14 protein-coding genes are annotated in these 17,544 nt (G+C 69.7%); 5 read left to right on the top strand and 9 right to left on the bottom strand.

Annotation, left to right across the window (positions count from 1 at the left end; all coding sequences use genetic code 11):
• Positions 1 to 266: 266 nt before the first annotated feature.
• From ABZ386_RS19405 to thyX, 3 genes are all read right to left on the bottom strand, one after another.
• Positions 267 to 1,952, bottom strand: a complete 1,686-nt coding sequence (locus ABZ386_RS19405; protein ID WP_351341564.1) for a ribonuclease J — start codon at positions 1,950 to 1,952, stop codon at positions 267 to 269.
• A 154-nt stretch (positions 1,953 to 2,106) separates the two neighbouring features.
• On the bottom strand, positions 2,107 to 3,006 hold the full coding sequence (dapA, locus tag ABZ386_RS19400; protein WP_358965283.1) for a 4-hydroxy-tetrahydrodipicolinate synthase: 900 nt from the start codon (positions 3,004 to 3,006) through the stop codon (positions 2,107 to 2,109).
• A 211-nt stretch (positions 3,007 to 3,217) separates the two neighbouring features.
• Positions 3,218 to 3,958, bottom strand: coding sequence for an FAD-dependent thymidylate synthase (thyX, locus tag ABZ386_RS19395; protein WP_114255650.1), 741 nt, complete (start codon positions 3,956 to 3,958; stop codon positions 3,218 to 3,220).
• A gap of 177 nt (positions 3,959 to 4,135) precedes the next feature.
• Here thyX and ABZ386_RS19390 point away from each other — a divergent pair, with 177 nt between their 5' ends.
• Positions 4,136 to 4,375, top strand: a complete 240-nt coding sequence (locus ABZ386_RS19390; protein ID WP_351341558.1) for a hypothetical protein — start codon at positions 4,136 to 4,138, stop codon at positions 4,373 to 4,375.
• Between the two features lie 113 nt (positions 4,376 to 4,488).
• Positions 4,489 to 5,043, top strand: coding sequence for a hypothetical protein (locus ABZ386_RS19385; protein ID WP_351341556.1), 555 nt, complete (start codon positions 4,489 to 4,491; stop codon positions 5,041 to 5,043).
• 71 nt (positions 5,044 to 5,114) lie between these two features.
• On the opposite strand, the gene ABZ386_RS19380 is transcribed toward ABZ386_RS19385, so the two are convergent.
• The 5 genes from ABZ386_RS19380 to rpsO form a co-directional block, all read right to left on the bottom strand.
• Positions 5,115 to 5,570, bottom strand: a complete 456-nt coding sequence (locus ABZ386_RS19380) for a hypothetical protein (RefSeq protein ID WP_114255647.1) — start codon at positions 5,568 to 5,570, stop codon at positions 5,115 to 5,117.
• Positions 5,571 to 5,583: 13 nt separating this feature from the next.
• A complete protein-coding gene (dapB, locus tag ABZ386_RS19375) occupies positions 5,584 to 6,336 on the bottom strand; it encodes a 4-hydroxy-tetrahydrodipicolinate reductase (RefSeq protein ID WP_351341603.1) in 753 nt (250 codons plus the stop codon).
• Positions 6,337 to 6,365: 29 nt separating this feature from the next.
• Positions 6,366 to 7,745, bottom strand: a complete 1,380-nt coding sequence (locus tag ABZ386_RS19370; RefSeq protein WP_351341554.1) for a pitrilysin family protein — start codon at positions 7,743 to 7,745, stop codon at positions 6,366 to 6,368.
• Complete coding sequence (locus ABZ386_RS19365) at positions 7,742 to 9,958, bottom strand: polyribonucleotide nucleotidyltransferase (RefSeq protein WP_351341551.1); 2,217 nt, start codon at positions 9,956 to 9,958, stop codon at positions 7,742 to 7,744. The genes ABZ386_RS19370 and ABZ386_RS19365 overlap by 4 nt, the downstream gene beginning before the upstream one ends.
• A 303-nt stretch (positions 9,959 to 10,261) precedes the next feature.
• Entirely contained in the window at positions 10,262 to 10,549 is a 288-nt protein-coding gene (gene rpsO / locus ABZ386_RS19360; RefSeq protein ID WP_031118350.1) for a 30S ribosomal protein S15, read from the bottom strand.
• A gap of 268 nt (positions 10,550 to 10,817) precedes the next feature.
• Here rpsO and ABZ386_RS19355 point away from each other — a divergent pair, with 268 nt between their 5' ends.
• The gene (locus ABZ386_RS19355) at positions 10,818 to 11,111 is read left to right on the top strand and encodes a DUF397 domain-containing protein (RefSeq protein ID WP_114255643.1); all 294 of its coding nucleotides are present in this window, start codon (positions 10,818 to 10,820) and stop codon (positions 11,109 to 11,111) included.
• A 191-nt stretch (positions 11,112 to 11,302) separates the two neighbouring features.
• On the opposite strand, the gene eccD is transcribed toward ABZ386_RS19355, so the two are convergent.
• A complete protein-coding gene (gene eccD / locus ABZ386_RS19350) occupies positions 11,303 to 12,808 on the bottom strand; it encodes a type VII secretion integral membrane protein EccD (RefSeq protein WP_351341600.1) in 1,506 nt (501 codons plus the stop codon).
• Positions 12,809 to 13,126: 318 nt separating this feature from the next.
• On the opposite strand from eccD, the gene eccCa reads away from it, so the two are divergent.
• Entirely contained in the window at positions 13,127 to 17,101 is a 3,975-nt protein-coding gene (gene eccCa, locus ABZ386_RS19345) for a type VII secretion protein EccCa (RefSeq protein WP_358965295.1), read from the top strand.
• Between the two features lie 20 nt (positions 17,102 to 17,121).
• Complete coding sequence (locus ABZ386_RS19340; protein ID WP_355719751.1) at positions 17,122 to 17,352, top strand: hypothetical protein; 231 nt, start codon at positions 17,122 to 17,124, stop codon at positions 17,350 to 17,352.
• Positions 17,353 to 17,544 lie beyond the last annotated feature (192 nt).

Below are 17,544 nucleotides of genomic sequence, written 5' to 3'. Positions count from 1 at the left end.
TGCGTTTCCGACTCTATCAGATCTTTTCTCGATCCGATTTCCTCGGTGCTTTCCAGGTTCCCGCTTCCGCGTTTCCCTTTCCGGCGGTTCCGACTTTATCAGAGGTTCTGAGTCGGATTTCCCGGCCCGGCCGGGCATGGCCCCTGGTGCCTGAGTTGGCCCGGGTGCCCCGTCGGGAGGAGTTGTAAACCTAGTGGAGCGGGGCGCCTCGATGCAAATCGAGGCGCCCCGCTCCCAGTTGGCACTGGCTCAGACCCGACAGGTCGTCAGACCTCCACCACCACGGGCAGGATCATCGGCCGGCGCCGGTACGTGTCCGAGACCCACTTGCCCAGGGTGCGGCGTACGAGCTGCTGCATCTGGTGGGGTTCGACCACGCCGTCCTGCGCGGAGCGTTCGAGTACCTCGGTGATCCGGGGAATCACATCGCCGAAGGCGGAATCCTCGATGCCCGAGCCGCGGGCCTGGATGTGCGGGCCGCCGGTGATCTTCCCGGTGGACGAGTCGATGACCACGAAGACCGAAATGATGCCCTCGTCGCCGAGGATCTTGCGGTCCTTGAGGGCCGGCTCGCCGACGTCACCGACCGAGAGGCCGTCGACGTAGACGTAGCCCGCCTGGACCTTGCCCGAGATCTTCGCCTTGCCCTCGATGAGGTCCACGGCGACGCCGTCCTCGGCGATGACGATGCGGTCGTGCGGGACGCCGGTCAGGGCGCCCAGCTCGGCGTTGGCGCGCAGGTGGCGCCATTCGCCGTGGACCGGCATCAGGTTCCTCGGGCGGCAGATGTTGTAGAAGTACAGCAGCTCGCCCGCGGAGGCGTGGCCGGAGACGTGGACCTTGGCGTTGCCCTTGTGGACCACGTTGGCACCCCAGCGGGTGAGGCCGTTGATCACGCGGTAGACCGCGTTCTCGTTGCCCGGGATCAGGGACGACGCCAGGATCACCGTGTCGCCCTGGACGATGCGGATCTGGTGGTCGCGGTTGGCCATGCGGGACAGGGCGGCCATCGGTTCGCCCTGGGAGCCCGTGCAGACCAGGACCACCTCGCTGTCCGGGAGGTCGTCGAGCGTCTTGACGTCCACGACCAGACCCGGCGGGACCTTCAGATAGCCGAGGTCCCGGGCGATGCCCATGTTGCGGACCATGGAGCGGCCGACGAAGGCGACCCGGCGGCCGTACTCGTACGCCGCGTCCAGGATCTGCTGGATGCGGTGCACGTGGCTGGCGAAGCTCGCGACGATGATGCGCTTGCGGGCGCCCGCGAAGACCTGCCGCAGGACGTTGGAGATCTCCCGCTCGGGCGGGACGAAGCCCGGCACCTCGGCGTTCGTCGAGTCCGAGAGGAGGAGGTCGATGCCCTCCTCGCTCAGGCGTGCGAATGCGTGGAGGTCCGTGAGGCGGCTGTCCAGCGGGAGCTGGTCCATCTTGAAGTCGCCGGTGTGCACCACCATGCCCGCGGGGGTGCGGATGGCCACGGCCAGCGCGTCCGGGATGGAGTGGTTGACCGCGACGAACTCGCAGTCGAAGGGGCCGATGCGCTCGCGGTGCCCCTCCGCCACCTCCAGGGTGTAGGGGCGGATGCGGTGTTCCTGGAGCTTGGCCTCGATGAGGGCGAGGGTCAGCTTGGAGCCGATCAGCGGGATGTCCGGCTTCTCGCGCAGGAGGAAGGGGACGCCGCCGATGTGGTCCTCGTGGCCGTGCGTGAGGACGATGCCCTCGATGTCGTCGAGACGGTCCCTGATGGACGAGAAGTCCGGCAGGATCAGGTCGATTCCGGGCTGCTCCTCCTCGGGGAAGAGCACTCCGCAGTCGACGATCAGCAGGCGGCCGTCGTATTCGAAGACCGTCATGTTGCGGCCGATCTCGCCGAGGCCGCCGAGCGGGGTGACTCGCAGGCCGCCTTCGGGGAGCGGCGGGGGCGAGCTGAGTTCGGGATGCGGATGACTCAAAAGACTCTCCTCACCACACGCGCCACGTACCGGTGGGGCACGTGGCGCGCGTGACGTTCGTGCATGAGCAGTTGTGTGTGGGGTGGTGCGGGCACCGGTGGCCCGCTTATTCAGTTGTGAAGCACATGCGCGGGGGGCCGCGCGAAGTCTGATGTCAGAGCTGTACCCCGCCGGCGGCAAGATCGATCTTGAGTTGCTCGATCTCCTCGGGCGCGCACTCGACCATGGGGGCGCGCAGAGGTCCGCCGGGCAGGCCCTGGAGGGCGAGCGCCGCCTTGGTGGTCATCACGCCCTGCGTGCGGAACATGCCCGTGTAGACCGGGAGCAGCTTCTGGTGGATCTCGGTGGCCTTCTGGACGTCGCCCGAGGTGTACGCCTCGACCAGGGCGCGCAGCTCGGGGGTGACCACGTGGCCGACGACGGAGACGAAGCCGACCGCGCCGACGGAGAGCAGGGGCAGGTTCAGCATGTCGTCGCCGGAGTACCAGGCGAGGCCGGAGCGGGCGATGGCCCAGCTGGCGCGGCCGAGGTCGCCCTTGGCGTCCTTGTTGGCGACGATCCGCGGGTGCTCGGCGAGGCGGACGAGCGTCTCGGTGTTGATCGGGACGCCGCTGCGGCCGGGGATGTCATAGAGCATGACCGGCAGGCCGGTGGCGTCGGCGACGGCCCTGAAGTGCCGGTAGAGGCCCTCCTGCGGGGGCTTGTTGTAGTACGGGGTCACGACGAGCAGGCCGTGTGCGCCGGTGCGCTCCGCCGCACGGGCCAGTTCGACGCTGTGGTGGGTGTCGTTGGTGCCGACTCCGGCCACGACGTGGGCGCGGTCGCCGACGGCGTCCAGGACGGCCCGAACGAGATCCGCTTTCTCCGCATCGCTGGTGGTGGGCGACTCGCCGGTGGTGCCGTTGATGATCAGGCCGTCGTTGCCTGCGTCCACCAAGTGGGTGGCGAGCCGCTGCGCGCCGTCGAGGTCGAGTGCGCCGTCCGCCGTGAAGGGCGTGACCATGGCGGTGAGGACCCGCCCGAAGGGGGTCTGCGGAGTCGAGGTCGGAGCCATGGGTTACACGCTACTCGTTGCTCAGGACCGGGTCTGCCCTCGGGGCAGGCGACAAGTCGTGACAAAGGTGGAGCCCGGCACTGCCTGCTCGGGGGTTCAAGCAGTGCCGGACCCGTTTGATCAGGCTAGATGAACTTCTCCAAATGCCGCAATACGGACACTTCGCGCGGCTGAACCGTACATCTGTACCTGGCCGGGGAACGGGAGCGCGTTACGGCGCCACGCGCCCGTTCGCGTTGAAGGCGGCGTACGTGAGCGGCATGAGCCGGGCCCACTCGGCCTCCATCTTCTCGCCGACCATCTCGATCTCGCGCTGCGGGAAGGACGGGACCTTGGCCAGCTCGTGCTGGGTGCGCAGGCCGAGGAAGTGCATCAGCGAGCGGGCGTTGCAGGTGGCGTACATCGAGGAGTACAGGCCGACCGGGAGGACCGCGCGGGCGACCTCGCGGGCGACGCCGGCGGCGAGCATCTCCTGGTAGGCCTCGTACGCCTGGCGGTAGGAGTCCTCCATGACCCGGCCGACCAGTTCCTGCTGGGCCCGGGTGCCCTCCACGAAGACGTACTTGCCCGGGCGGCCCTCCTGGACGAGCTTGCGGGACTCGTCGGGGACGTAGAAGACCGGCTGGAGCTCGCGGTAGCGGCCGCTCTCCTCGTTGTACGACCAGCCGACGCGGTGCCGCATGAACTCGCGGAAGACGAAGATCGGGGCGCTGATCAGGAAGGTCATCGAGTTGTGCTCGAAGGGGCTGCCGTGCCGGTCCCGCATCAGGTAGTTGATCAGGCCCTTGGAACGCTCGGGGTCCTTCTTCAGCTCGTCCAGGGACTGCTCGCCGAGGGTCGAGACGCGGGCGGCGAAGAGGACGTCCGCGTCGGACGCGGTGTGCTTGACCAGCTCGACGGTGACATCGCTGCGGTAGCTGGGCTTGAGGTCGTCGGCGGGGGTGTCGGTCACGGTTGGCAGGGCCTTCCCATCTCGTCGTGTGGCGACGCCACTCTACGGCCCGGCCAATTCAGTGCGATCGGTGGCGTGCCGCAATGAAGTCGGTGAAACAGGGCACCTCTGAGGGAGTTCGTTCGTCTCTACAGATGAAAGTGATCCGTTCCACCTCCGAAGGGAGACGCACCCCTGATGTCCGGTCGGCGTGAACCCGTACCGTTCGCCTTCGTTGCCGAGGCCGACAGGTTCCGCAGCAATGTCACTCCCCCGCCGCGTGAGCGGCTGTCCGTCGGCCAGATGGCCGGCCGATGGCTCATGGGGCTCACCATCGTGGCGGGACTCGTGGGGTCCCTGGTCATCGGGACGCCCGCGCTGTCGCCCGACCACTCGGCCAACCAGCCTCAGCAGTCGCAGGCGTCCGAGAGGCGCTGAAGCACCCCCGGGTCGGCCGTGACTCCATCCGGCCCCCCGCCGGTGGTGACCGGGGACACAGATCGGTAGCCTCACCGGGCACAGCCCACGCATGGATCGAGTGAGGACCAGCCGTGCCCCTGCCCTTCCTGACGGCCGACCGCGTTTTCGAGGCGGCGGACGACGTTCCGCTCCCTTACGACGACCGTGACCGGTGGCGGCGGCCGTACCGGCCCGGGCCCTGGCGGGTGGGGGTGGCGGCGCTGGCGCTGCTGCTCGCCTCGTTCGTGCTCTTCGCCGCCGTCATCATCGCGGCGACGGCCGAACCAGCCTCCGCCGGGCTGGTCTTCGCTCTCGCGCTGCTCGTCATCGCCGCGGCGCTGCGGCTGCTGCGCATGGGCGTGTGGGTGAGCGCGCGCGGGCTGCGGCACGTCGGGTTCCTCACGACGCGTACGGCCCCCTGGGAGCAGGTCGCCTCGGTGCGTACGGTGCAGCAGCCCGTGCGCTGGCTGGGACTGCCCCGGAGGGTGCAGGGTCAGGCGCTGCTGCTCGTGCGGCAGGGGCGGCCGGCGGACGGTCTGCCGGCGCTGCTGACCACGCACAACGCGGACTTCCTGGGCCGCACGGAGGCCTTCGACCGGGCGGCCGACTCGGTGGAGGCGTGGGCCGGGGAGTACGGTCCGCGCTGATCTGCTCGTTCTCATGCCGGCGGGGCCGGACCGTACGTGGTCCGGCCCCGCCGGCATGAGGGGACGGAAGTTCAGGCGGCCTCGGGCTGCTTGCCGTCGTGCAGGGCGATCGCGCGTTGCATCGCCTTGCGGGCGCGCGGGGTGTCGCGGGCGTCGTGGTAGGCGACGGCGAGGCGGAACCAGGTGCGCCAGTCGTCGGGAGCGGCCTCCGTCTCGGCCTTGCGCCTGGCGAAGACCTCGTCGGCGGAGTCGCGGTCGATGCGGCCGCTTGGGGTGCGCTTCAACTCGTCCACGGGCAGACCGCCCTCGGCGTCGAGTTCCGCGGCGAGGGCGTTGGCCCTGCGGACGAACTGGGTGTTCTTCCACAGGAACCACACGCCGATGGCCGGCAGGATCAGCACCGCGACACCGAAGGTGACGGTGAGGGGCGTGCCGGCCTCGATGAGCAGGACGCCGCGGCTGCCGACCAGGACGAAGTAGACGACCAGGACGGCGGCCGTGAGGGCGTAGGAGAGCTTCGCGCGCATGACGGTCAGGGGCTCAGTTCAGGTCCAGGAAGTGTTCCAGGCCGAAGGTCAGGCCCGGGGTGCTCACCACGCGGCGGGCGCCGAGCAGGATGCCCGGCATGAAGCTGCTGTGGTGGAGCGAGTCGTGCCGGACCGTCAGGGTCTCGCCCTCGCCGCCGAGCAGGACCTCCTGGTGGGCGAGGAGTCCGCGCAGCCGGACCGCGTGGACCGGGACGCCGTCGACGTCGGCACCGCGGGCGCCGTCGAGGGCGGTGGCCGTGGCGTCGGGGGCGGGGGCGGTGCCGGCGGCGCGGCGGGCCTCGGCGATGAGCTGGGCGGTGCGCGTGGCGGTGCCGGAGGGGGCGTCCACCTTGTTCGGGTGGTGCAGCTCGACGACCTCGACGGACTCGAAGTACGGGGCGGCGATCTGCGCGAACTTCATGGTGAGGACGGCCCCGATGGAGAAGTTCGGCGCGATGAGCACGCCCGTCTCCGGGGACTTCGTCAGCCAGCCGTTCAGCTGCGCGAGGCGCTCCTCGGTCCAGCCGGTGGTGCCGACGACCGCGTGGATGCCGTGGCCGACGCAGAAATCGAGGTTGGCCATGACCGAATCGGGCGTGGTCAGCTCGACCGCGACCTGGGCGCCGGCCTCGGTCAGCGTCTCCAGCTTGTCGCCCCGGCCGAGGGCGGCGACCAGCTCCATGTCCTCGGCGGCTTCGACGGCCCGGACGGCTTCGGAGCCGATCCGGCCCTTGGCGCCGAGGACCGCCACGCGCAGCTTGCTCATCTCTTGTGCTTCCTTCACCAGGGGGATTGTCAGGCGACGGCGTCGTGCAGGCGGGCCGCCTGTTTGTCCTTCAGCGGGCCGATGACCGACAGGGAGGGCCGCCGTCCCAGGATCTCGCGGGCGACCGAGCGGACGTCGTCCGGGGTGACCGAGGCTATCCGGGACAGCATGTCGTCGACGGACATCTGCTCGCCCCAGCACAGCTCGCTCTTGCCGATACGGTTCATCAGCGCGCCGGTGTCCTCCAGGCCGAGGACCGTGGAGCCCTGGAGCTGGCCGATCGCGCGCCCGATCTCGTCGTCCGAGAGGCCGTGCTCGGCGACGTGGTCCAGCTCGTCGCGGCAGATCTTCAGCACGTCGTGCACCTGGGAGGGCCGGCAGCCCGCGTACACGCCGAACAGGCCGCAGTCGGCGAAGCCGGAGGTGTACGAGTAGACGCTGTAGGCCAGGCCGCGCTTCTCCCGGACCTCCTGGAAGAGGCGGGAGGACATGCCGCCGCCGAGGGCGGTGTTCAGCACGCCGAGGGCCCAGCGGCGCTCGTCGGTGCGGGACAGGCCCGGCATGCCGAGCACGACATGGGCCTGCTCGGTCTTGCGGTCGATCAGCTCGACGCGGCCCGCGGTGCGCAGGGCGCGCTTGCCGTCGCGCGGGGCGACGGGCTCGGCGGTGAGGTCCTTGAAGGCGCCGGCCTTCTCGAAGGCGGCGCGGACCTGCCTCACGACCTTGCCGTGGTCGATGTTGCCCGCGCAGGCGACGACCAGGTGGGTCGGGTCGTAGTGCTTCTTGTAGAAGCGGCGGATGCGATCGGCGGTGAGGGAGTTGACCGTGTCGACCGTTCCGAGGACGGGGCGGCCGAGGGGGTTGTCGCCGAACATCGTGTGCGCGAAGAGGTCGTGCACGCAGTCGCCCGGGTCGTCCTCGGTCATGGCGATCTCTTCGAGGATGGCGCCGCGCTCGACGTCGACGTCCTCCTCGAGGATGAGCGAGCCGGTCAGCATGTCGCAGACGACGTCGATGGCGAGCGGCAGGTCGCTGTCGAGCACGCGTGCGTAGTAGCACGTGTACTCCTTCGCCGTGAACGCGTTCATCTCGCCGCCGACCGCGTCGATGGCGGAGGAGATGTCCAGGGCGGACCTGCGGTGCGTGCCCTTGAAGAGCAGGTGCTCCAGGTAGTGCGTGGCGCCGTTCAGCGCGGGCGTCTCGTCGCGGGAGCCGACGTGCGCCCAGATGCCGAAGGTCGCGGAGCGGACCGAGGGCAGGGTCTCGGTGACGATGCGCAGGCCGCCCGGGAGGGTGGTTTTGCGGACCGTGCCGATGCCGTTCTGGCCCTTGATGAGGGTTTGGGTACGGGCGACGGCCCGCGCCTCGGAGGAGGTGCGGGCCGTCGCCTTGGAGCTACTCGACGTCACTTGTCGGTGTCGTCCTTCGTCTCATCGTTGTCTTCGCCCTCGATGACCGGGATCAGGGAGAGCTTGCCGCGGGAGTCGATCTCGGCGATCTCGACCTGGACCTTGGCGCCCACACCGAGGACGTCCTCGACGTTCTCCACGCGCTTGCCGCCGGCCAGCTTGCGGATCTGCGAGATGTGCAGCAGACCGTCCTTGCCGGGGAGCAGGGAGACGAACGCGCCGAAGGTGGTCGTCTTCACGACCGTGCCCAGGTAGCGCTCGCCGACCTCGGGCATCGTCGGGTTGGCGATGCCGTTGATCGTGGCGCGGGCGGCCTCGGCGGCGGGGCCGTCGGCGGCACCGATGTAGATCGTGCCGTCGTCCTCGATGGTGATCTCGGCGCCCGTGTCCTCCTGGATCTGGTTGATCATCTTGCCCTTGGGGCCGATGACCTCGCCGATCTTGTCCACGGGGATCTTGACGGTGATGATCCGCGGGGCGTTCGGGGACATCTCGTCCGGCGTGTCGATCGCTTCCATCATCACGTCGAGGATGTGGAGGCGGGCGTCACGGGCCTGCTTGAGGGCAGCGCCGAGGACGGAGGCGGGGATGCCGTCCAGCTTGGTGTCGAGCTGAAGGGCGGTGACGAACTCCTTGGTGCCGGCGACCTTGAAGTCCATGTCGCCGAAGGCGTCCTCCGCACCGAGGATGTCGGTGAGGGTGACGTAGTGCGTCTCGCCCTCGATCTCCTGGGAGATCAGGCCCATGGCGATACCGGCGACCGGGGCCTTCAGGGGCACACCGGCGTTCAGCAGCGACATGGTGGAGGCGCAGACCGAGCCCATCGACGTCGAGCCGTTGGAGCTGAGCGCCTCGGAGACCTGGCGGATCGCGTAGGGGAACTCCTCGCGCGTCGGCAGGACCGGGATCAGGGCGCGCTCGGCGAGGGCGCCGTGGCCGATCTCGCGGCGCTTGGGGGAGCCGACGCGGCCGGTCTCGCCGGTGGAGTACGGCGGGAAGTTGTAGTTGTGCATGTAGCGCTTGCGCGTCACCGGCGACAGCGTGTCCAGCTGCTGCTCCATGCGGAGCATGTTCAGGGTGGTGACGCCCAGGATCTGGGTCTCGCCGCGCTCGAACACGGCGGAGCCGTGGACCCGCGGGATGGCCTCGACCTCGGCGGCCAGGGTGCGGATGTCGGTGAGTCCGCGCCCGTCGATGCGCTTCTTCTCCTTGATCACGCGCTCGCGGACCAGCTGCTTGGTGAGCGAGCGGTACGCGGCGGAGATCTCCTTCTCGCGGCCCTCGAACTCCGGCAGGAGCTTCTCGGCGGCGAGCGCCTTGACGCGGTCCAGTTCGGCCTCGCGCTCCTGCTTGCCGGCGATGGTCAGCGCGGAGGCGAGCTCGGGCTTGACGGCGGCGGTGAGGGCCTCCAGGACGTCGTCCTGGTAGTCGAGGAAGATCGGGAACTCGCCGGTGGGCTTGGCGGCCTTGGAGGCGAGGTCGGCCTGGGCCTTGCAGAGGACCTTGATGAAGGGCTTCGCGGCCTCGAGACCGGCGGCGACGACCTCCTCGGTCGGGGCCTCGGCGCCGCCCTTGACCAGCTGGATCGTCTTCTCGGTGGCCTCGGCCTCGACCATCATGATCGCGACGTCGCCGTCCTCCAGGGTGCGGCCCGCGACGACCATGTCGAAGACGGCGTCCTCGAGCTCGGTGTGCGTCGGGAAGGCCACCCACTGGCCGTTGATCAGCGCGACGCGGACGCCGCCGATCGGGCCGGAGAAGGGCAGGCCGGCCAGCTGCGTGGACGCGGAGGCGGCGTTGATCGCCACGACGTCGTACAGGTGGTCGGGGTTGAGCGCCATGATCGTGGCCACGACCTGGATCTCGTTGCGCAGGCCCTTCTTGAAGGACGGGCGCAGCGGGCGGTCGATCAGGCGGCAGGTGAGGATCGCGTCCTCGGAGGGACGGCCCTCGCGGCGGAAGAAGCTGCCGGGAATCTTGCCGGCGGCGTACATCCGCTCCTCGACGTCCACCGTGAGCGGGAAGAAGTCGAGCTGGTCCTTGGGGTTCTTGGAGGCGGTGGTGGCCGACAGCACCATGGTGTCGTCGTCCAGGTACGCCACGGCGGAGCCGGCGGCCTGCTTGGCCAGGCGGCCCGTCTCGAAGCGGATGGTGCGGGTGCCGAAGGCGCCGTTGTCGATGACGGCCTCGGCGTAGTGGGTCTCGTTCTCCACTAGCGTTTTCTCCTCGTCTTCGTCCCGGCTGCCCGTGTGGCAGGGGGACGGTTGCGGAGATGCGCGCCGTGCTGTGCGGGCCGGTCTTCGATCGAAGCACCCGGGGCTCACTTCCCCCGGGGGCCACTACCGAGGACCGGCGGCGGCTTGGAGCGCCTCTCCTCTTCTTGTCGTGCTGTGTCGTCCGTATTGCGTTGTGCTACCACACTACAAAGGGGTGGTGACACTCCGCACGTACAGTCCCGTGCGTACAGCAAAGGGAGCGGTCCCGATTCTCCCGGGAACCGCTCCCTTCACGGCGTCTTACTTGGCGCCCGCCGCACCGCGGCGGATGCCGAGGCGGTCGACCAGCGTACGGAAGCGCTGGATGTCCTTCTTCGCCAGGTACTGGAGAAGGCGGCGACGCTGACCCACCAGGATCAGCAGGCCACGGCGGGAGTGGTGGTCGTGCTTGTGGGTCTTGAGGTGCTCGGTCAGGTCGGAGATCCGACGCGACAGCAGAGCGACCTGGACCTCGGGGGAGCCGGTGTCACCCTCCTTGGTACCGAACTCGGCCATGATCTGCTTCTTCGTAGCGGCGTCGAGCGACACGCGTACTCCTCATAATCTGTGGATAGCCACCGAGTGCCCCCGGTCTGCTTCTCGGGGGAGCTTCCCTGACTCGGAAGGCGGGGATCCGCTGGGCGCGGCCTCCAGAGCGATCGGCTCCGGGGGTGCGTACACAAACGGCCGTCGACCAGGGTACCAGGTGGTCGGGGGCGTCTTTGCCCTGGTCCCCGAACCTCCCGGGCGGGGCCGGGGCGGCCACTAGGGTGGGCGGGCTCGGATCGTTCGTATGTCGGGAAGGGGTCGCTGCGAGATGGCGGAGACGGCTGAGGAGATCAAGGCACGCAAGGAGCGGGAGCGGGACGAGCTCTACGCCCTCGACATCTCCGGTGTCGAGTGGCACTGCGCGCCGGGCACCGAGGAGCACGAGGAGCGGGTCGAGATCGCGTACCTGCCCGAGGGGGCGGTGGCCATGCGGTCCTCGCTGGACCCGGAGACGGTGCTGCGCTACACGGAGGCGGAGTGGCGGGCGTTCGTGTTGGGGGCGCGGGACGGGGAGTTCGATCTGGAACCGGCGCCCCGCAATGGGGGGCTTGCCCCTGAGTGACGGGTGGGTGACGGAAGGTCTGACCGGGTCGACGGGCACTCGTCGCTGACCAGTGACGAGTGCCCGTCGAATCCGCAGGGCTCTGCGTCGTGGCGGTCGACGGCGTGTCCGACTGAGCGGGAAACTGGTCCCGCAGCAGCCCGGCGCCCGCGGCCGCCGCCATCCGATGGACGAAGGAAGCGGGTCGGGACTCAGCCGGTCATCGAGCGGACCGTCGCGTACACGTCGAACACAGCCAGGGTCAGCGGCACCAGGGTCAGCAGCACGAAGCCCTCGGCGATCTCGAGGAAGCGCCCCCAGAACGGGGTGAGGCCGCCGCGCGAGACGATCAGGCCGATCGCCGTGACGAGCGCGGCCATCGCGGCGATCGCCGCGACGAGCCAGATGGTCCGGATGTCGAGGTCGGTGCGGTCGCCCGTGAGAGCCTCGCGGACCATCGAGTGCGGCGGATTGAGCGCCAGCCCGAGGCCGAGCAGTACGAGAGAGGCGAGACCGGCGGCCAGGACGGGGGCCACCTGGCCGGTGTACCGGAAGAGGTGGGCGCGCATCAGCAGGGCCAGGCCGGTCGCGAGGGCGAGGAGCTGGGCCCAGACGTTCGAGGAGAACCCGAGGACCGCCGATGAGTTCACGGCAATCAGCGCGCAGCCGCCCACCAGGCCGACCAGGAGTTCGTGTCCGCGCCGCGCCTTGGCGGTGACCCGCTCGGCGTCGACCGGCTCGTGGGGGGTGGGGTCGGTGTCGTACGCGCTGCGCGGGGCGGTGTTCGGGATGTCGAAGCCGATCGGGAGCCGGGCGAAGCGCATCGACAGGCCCGGCAGGAAGGCCAGGCCTCCGACGGCGATCGGGGCGCACAGCGCTGCGGTCTCGGAAGGCGTCCAGTCGGCGAGGATCGCCGCGAACACGGCGAGCAGGCCGATGGCGGAGGCGACGACGAAGCTGACGAACGGGCCGTCCCCACTCGGCGAGCACAGGGTGAGCACGACCGAGGCCAGCAGCACCGCCGCGCAGGCGAGAAGGAACTGGAGCCTGCCGATCCCCTGCCCGTCGGCGAGCGGCAGAAGACCCGAGCCGGCCACGCCGACGTTGGGGAGGGCGCCGAGACCCAAGGCGATGGCCGAGGCCCGGTCGTCGTAGACCCGGGCGCGCACGCAGGCGAGGACGACCAGGAGGACACCGGCGACGCCGGCGAGGATGCCGGGCAGGCTGTTCATGTCGTGGAGTGGGTCGCCCGTCCAGGCGACGAAGGCGAGCAGAGCCGGCAGTACACCTCCCCCGACGAGGCCCGCCGCACGCGTCAAGTCACCGCTCCACAAGGTGCGTTCGCTGGTCACGGCGGAGGCGACCGCTTCGGAGACGTCGTCGAAGACGGCGGGCGGCAGCGACTCGGAGAACGGGCGCAGCGCGAGGAGTTCGCCGTCGAGGATGCGCTGGGCGGCGAAGGAGCGGGCGCTGTCGAGGACGGTGCCGTCCCGGCGGACCAGGTGGTAGCCGACGGGTGCGCCCTCGGCAGGACGCTGCTGGGAGAGCCTGAGGATCTCCGGATAGATGTCGGCGACCGGGATGTCGTCGGGCAGCGCCACGTCGATCCGACTGTCGGGCGCGACGATGGTGACGCGGCAGAAACCGAGACCCGTGCCCGCCCCGGCGGGAGTTCCCGTACCGGGTGCCCCTCCGGTGGCTGCCGCGGAGGCCGTCATGCTCACCTGCTGCTCCCCCTCAGTGATGATTCCGTACCAACGGGATGGAAGTCCTACGCGTATTCCCCGTCCCCTGTGACCGACCGTGCGGCGAGGTCATGGGAACAGGGCCTTCGTGCCGTCGCCGGGGGTTCCGCGACTCGCCGGATCGCGCGCTATGCCCCATTGCTCCAGCTCAACTCGCGTGTGCCGATGCGAACTCCGGAACCCTATCGCCCCCTTGTCCCCACTGAGGTCAGTAGGATCACGCGGCGGCCTGCGTCCGCCTGACACGGGGCGGCGGACGGACTCTCGGGCCGGCCGAGGGAATGGATGACAGTGAGCCACATCGTCGTGAAGCGCCCGCCTCGGGTGCTGCCGTCCGAAGTGCCCACACAGGAGATCGTTCTGCAGCCTCCGCCCGAACTGCCGCGGGGACACCGGGAGAGCGTGCTGATGCAACTCCTGCCGACGTTGGGCATGGGTGGCTCGGTGGTCTTCTTCTTCACGAGCGGGCAGCCGTTCATGAGGATCATGGGCATGATCATGATCGCCTCGACGATCGCCATGTCCGTCGCGATGGTGATCCGCTTCCGCCGCGGCTCGCAGGGGGAGTTGGCGGACATGCGCCGCGACTACCTGAGCTACCTGGCGCAGATCCGGCGCACGGTCGTCGACACGGCGAAGACACAGCGTGACGCGCAGTACTTCCTCCACCCCTCCCCCGAACAGCTGTGGGCCCTGGTCGCCGAGGGCAGCCGAGTGTGGGAACGACGCCCCGGTGACGAGGACTTCGCCCAGGTCCGCATCGGTCTCGGCGCGCAGGCCCTCGCCAGCGCCCTCGTCGCCCCCGAGACCGCCCCCGTCACGCAGCTGGAGCCACTGACCGCGGGTGCGATGCAGCGCTTCCTCGCCGTCCACAGCACCCTGGACGACCTGCCCATGGCGGTTTCGCTGCGGGCGTTCTACCACGTCACGATCAGCGGCGATCCGCAGTCCGTACGGTCCTCCGTCCGGGCCATGACCGGCTCGCTGGCAGCACTGCACTCTCCGGAGGATCTGCTCATCGTGGTGGCGGCGGGCCGCGAGGCCCTGCCCCACTGGGAGTGGGCCAAGTGGCTGCCGCACGTCCAGGCGCCCGGTGCCGTGGACGGAGCGGGCAGCCGCAGGCTGATCAACAGCGACAGCCGCGAACTGGAGAACCTGCTCGCCGCCCGGCTGACCGGCCGCCCGCGCTTCCACCCGAACGCGGCACCCCTGCCGGAGGAGCCCCACATCGTCGTCGTACTCGACGGTCTCTCCCTGCCGCCGGACTCGGTCCTGGCCAACCCCGAAGGGCTCCAGGGCGTCACCGTCCTCGAGGTGGTTCCCGGCGATCTGACCACGGGCGGCGGCGAGCTCTCCATCGTCGTACAGCCCGAGGCGCTTCACCTGGAGTCGGGTCACGGTGTCGTCTACGAAGGAACTCCGGACGTCCTCTCGTACGAGTCCGCCGAGGCCTTGGCCCGGCAGCTGGCCCCGCTGCGGATGGCATCGGGCGGGGACGACGACGAACCGCTGCTCGCCAACCTGGAGTTCACCGACCTGCTGAACCTCGGTGACGCGGCGTCGATCGACACCCAGCGCACGTGGCGGCCGCGTTCGCTGGCCGAGCGGCTGCGGGTGCCGATCGGTGTCGGCGAGGACGGCCGCCCCGTGATGCTCGACCTCAAGGAGGCCGCGCAGGAGGGCATGGGCCCGCACGGCCTGTGCGTGGGCGCCACCGGCTCCGGCAAGTCGGAGCTGCTGCGCACTCTGGTACTGGGCCTGGCGGTCACCCATTCGTCGGAGACGCTCAACTTCGTCCTGGCGGACTTCAAGGGCGGCGCGACCTTCGCCGGTATGGCGCGGATGCCGCACGTTGCGGCCGTCATCACCAACCTCGCGGACGACCTCACCCTGGTCGACCGCATGGGCGACTCCATCCGCGGCGAACTCAACCGCCGCCAGGAGATGCTGCGTGACGCGGGCAACTACGCCAACATCCACGACTACGAGAAAGCCCGCGCGGCTGGTGCGGCCCTGCAGCCCATTCCGTCGTTGGTGTTGGTCATCGACGAGTTCAGTGAGCTGCTGACGGCGAAACCCGACTTCATCGAGATGTTCGTGCAGATCGGCCGCATCGGCCGGTCGCTCGGCGTGCATCTGCTGCTCGCGTCGCAGCGACTGGAGGAGGGCCGTCTGCGCGGTCTGGAGACCTACCTGTCCTACCGCGTCGGTCTGCGTACCTTCTCCGCCGCGGAGTCCCGCGCGGCGATCGGCGTACCGGACGCCTATGAGCTGCCGAACGTCCCGGGCTCCGGCCTTCTGAAGTTCGGCACGGGCGAGATGGTGCGTTTCAAGGCGGCGTACGTCTCCGGCGTGTACCGCTCGGGCACGCAGCGGGCGACGCTGGGTGGCGGCCCGCTGCCGGTGGACCGGCGTCCGGTGCTGTTCACGGCGGCCGAGGTGCCGGTGCAGTACGTGGCTGTGCCGCAACAGCGCCCTTTCGCTTCGGACGGTCCGGAGATCGACGACGCGCTCGCCGACACCGTGCTCGACGTGATCGTGCGCCGGCTGGAGGCGCAGGGTCCGGCGGCTCACCAGGTATGGCTGCCGCCGCTGGACAGCCCGCCGCCGCTCGACGGGCTCCTGCCCGGCCTCACGGCGGTGCAGGGCCGCGGCCTCACACAGCCGGGCTACGAGGGTGCCGGCCGCCTGATCGTACCGGCGGGCCTGGTGGACAAGCCGTACGAACAGCGCCGCGACCCGCTCTGGGTCGACTTCTCCGGCGCGGCCGGCCACATGCAGATCATCGGCGGCCCGCAGTCCGGCAAGTCGACGCTGCTGCGCACCCTGATCTCGGCGTTCGCGCTCACGCACACGCCGTACGAAGTGCAGTTCTACGGCCTCGACTTCGGCGGTGGCGGCATGGCGGCGGTGGCCGGACTGCCGCACGTGGGCGGGGTCGCCTCGCGCTTGGATCCGGAGCGGGTGCGGCGCACGGTGGCCGAGGTGTACGGCGTGCTGACCCGCCGCGAGGAGTACTTCCGCTCCGCGGGCATCGCGTCGATCGCGGACTTCCGGGCCAGGCGGGCCCGGGGCGAGATCTCGGTCACGGATCAGCCCTGGGGTGATGTTTTCCTGGTCATCGACGGCTGGGGCAACTTCCGCGCGGAATACGAGGCGATGGACCAGGTGATCCACGACATCGCCGCGCGGGGTCTCGGTTACGGCGTCCACCTGATCCTGACGGCCTCACGCTCGATGGAGGTCAGGGCCAACCTCAAGGACCACCTGATGAACCGCCTGGAGCTGCGGCTCGGCGACACGATGGATTCCGAGCTGGACCGCAAGGTGGCCGCGAACGTCCCGGCGGGTGTGCCCGGCCGCGGACAGGCGCCACAGAAGCTGCACTTCATGGCGGCGGTGCCGCGCATCGACGGTCTGACCTCCGACACGGACCTGGCGGACGCCACGGCGGCCCTCGCAACCGAGGTCGCCCGGCACTGGCAGGCCCCCGGCGCCCCCGAAGTCCGCCTGCTGCCCCGCGAGTTCTCGGCCGACCAACTGCCTCCGGGCGATCGCTTCCCGCGCCGCGGCGTCGCCTTCGCCCTCGACGAGGACAACCTCGAACCGGTCTTCGTCGACTTCGAGCAGGACCCGTTCTTCCTCGTCTTCGGCGAAAGCGAGTCGGGCAAGTCGAACCTGCTGCGGCTGCTGATCAAGCAGGTGACGCAGCGGTACTCGGGCGACGAGGCCAAGTTGTTCGTCGTCGACAACCGGCGCTCGCTGCTGGACGTGACACCTTCGTCCCACCTCGCCGAGTACATCCCCATGTCCAACTCCATGGACCACCACATGGCCGCCCTGGCCGACCTGATGAAGCGCCGCACACCGACAGCCGACGTCACCGCCCAGCAACTGCGGGACCGGAGCTGGTGGCGCGGGCCCACGGTGTACGTCGTCATCGACGACTACGACCTCGTGGCCACGTCGAGCGGGAACCCCCTGGCGGGACTGACAGAGCTGTTGCCGTTCGCCCGGGATGTGGGGGTGCGATTCATCATCGCGCGGTCGACAGCCGGCGCGGGGCGGGCGTCGTATGAGGCGTTCATGCAGCGAGTGAAGGAGCTGGGCGCGCAGGGGGTCGTGCTGGCCGGCGACCCGAGTGAAGGTGACCTGCTCGGTGGGGTACGGCCGCGGCCCATGCCTGCGGGGCGGGGGGTCTTCGTGTCTCGGCGGAGGGGGAAGCCGTTGGTGCAGATCGGGTTGAGTCCGGAGGGGACGTTCTGATGGTCGGGGTAGGAATCTTCATGCTTCTGCTCGCCCTCTGGCTCGGCGGGATGGGCCTGGTCGACCAGAAGGCGCTCTGGTGGCGTTTCCAGGCACGCCGTTTCAGTGATCCAGAGGCGAACGAACCGTCAGAGGCGGGGTACAGAGCCCGACGGATTCTCCTGCTCTCGCTCGCGGCGCTGATGGTCGTGATGGCCGTGTGGTGGTTCACCAGCATTGACTACATCGAGTCGGGTGGGCTTGAGGATTGAGGGGGACGAGTGGCGCCTCCGGGGGCCGACCAGCAGGCGCTGTGCTGGTGATCCAGGCGCGTCAGTCCGGGATCCTGAAGCGAACGAGTCGTCGGGCTCGGGGTATCGGTCGAAGCGGATCCTGGCGTTCGTCTGGGCTGGCGACTCGTTTTGAACTGGGTCACGGACCTGGCCTGGTACTGGTTCGGCAGA

Source organism: Streptomyces sp. NPDC006140, assembly GCF_040628815.1.
GTDB lineage: Bacteria > Actinomycetota > Actinomycetes > Streptomycetales > Streptomycetaceae > Streptomyces.
This window is presented reverse-complemented; position numbering and strand designations above follow the sequence as displayed.